Annotated in this window: 2 protein-coding genes; one reads left to right on the plus strand and one right to left on the minus strand. The window is 73.8% G+C overall.

Annotation, left to right across the window (positions count from 1 at the left end; translation table 11 throughout):
* Window positions 1-61 precede the first annotated feature (61 nt).
* The gene (locus GT042_RS26575; RefSeq protein WP_161311260.1) at window positions 62-805 is read right to left on the minus strand and encodes an SDR family oxidoreductase; all 744 of its coding nucleotides are present in this window, start codon (window positions 803-805) and stop codon (window positions 62-64) included.
* Window positions 806-1,046: 241 nt separating this feature from the next.
* On the opposite strand from GT042_RS26575, the gene GT042_RS26580 reads away from it, so the two are divergent.
* The coding region (locus tag GT042_RS26580) for a helix-turn-helix transcriptional regulator (RefSeq protein ID WP_161311261.1) at window positions 1,047-1,254 on the plus strand (208 nt) is incomplete at its 3' end.

Here is a 1,254-nt window from a genome sequence, read left to right on the forward strand (position 1 = left end):
CGGTGACGGCCTCTGCGGGGCGGCGGGGCGCCGCCCCGCGAGGCGGCCGCCCGACCGGCGCTCAGCCCTGGGCCGTGGGCCTGATGACCATTTCGCTGACGTCGACGTCGGCGGGCCGGCCGACGGCATAGGCGATCGCGTCGCCGACGGCCGAGGCGGGGATCGCGATCTCCATCATCCCCTCGACCGCTCCCCGTACGGCGGTGTCGGTGATGCCGTCAGTCAGTTCGCTGGTGACCAGGCCGGGCGTGATCACCGTGACGCGAACGTCCCGGCTCTCCTGCCGCAGCCCCTCCGAGACCGCGCGGACCGCGAACTTGGTGGCGCTGTAGACGGCCGCGGTGGGGTCGACGCGGTGACCGGAGACCGAGGCGACGTTCACGATGTGCCCCGACCCCTGCTCCCGCATGAGGGGCAGCACGGCGGCGATGCCGTACAGCACCCCGCGCAGATTCACGTCGATCATGCGGTCCCACTCGTCGACCTTCAGGGCCTCCAGCATCGACAGCGGCATGATCCCCGCGTTGTTGACGAGGACGTCGACGCGTCCGTACCGGTCGCGTGCCGCCCGTACGAAAGCACCCATGCTGTCGCGGTCGGTCACGTCCAGTGCGTGGTGGCCCGCGACTCCCCCGGCGGCCTCGATGTCCTCGGTGACGGCGGCGACGAGCCCGGTCCGCCGGGCGCCGAGGAACACCTGGTGACCGGCCGCGGCCAGCCGCCGGGCGGTGGCCTCGCCGATTCCGCTGCTCGCTCCGGTGATCAGGACGACCTTGCTGGCGGGGGTGGTGGACGCGACAGTCATGAGAACCCGTTCGGTGAGAGTGGGGCCTGGAGGCGGGAGAAGTACGGCGGTGAACCGCCGGCACTCACCAGCCTGCGCCGGACCGGGCCGGAGAGGCAGGGCGGGACTTCCTGGGTGTGCCACTCCCTGGCTGGACGGCGGGACCGGGCGGCGCAGCTCCGCGGCCGGGCCCGGGCTTCCGCCTCCCGGAGCCGGGCTGCGTGCCCCGGGCGGCGGAAGCCCGCCGTCGTAGGATTTGTGAATGAGCGGCTACGAGCTGGGCGAGTTCCTGCGGGCACGACGAGCCCGGCTGACCCCGGAGGACGTGGGCATGGCCCGCTCCGGGTCCCGCCGCGTCGCCGGGCTGCGCCGCGAGGAGGTCGCCGTCCTGGCGGGCGTCAGCGCCGACTACTACGCGCGCCTGGAGCAGGGCCGGGAGAGGAGCCCGTCCGGCCCTGTGATCGACGCCC

The sequence above is a fragment of the Streptomyces sp. SID3212 genome, assembly GCF_009865405.1.
Lineage (GTDB): Bacteria > Actinomycetota > Actinomycetes > Streptomycetales > Streptomycetaceae > Streptomyces.

Excerpts from the sequence above, each read along its gene's own strand:
- GT042_RS26575 (WP_161311260.1), bottom strand. The coding sequence starts at position 805 with ATGACTGTCGCGTCCACCACCCCCGCCAGCAAGGTCGTCCTGATCACC.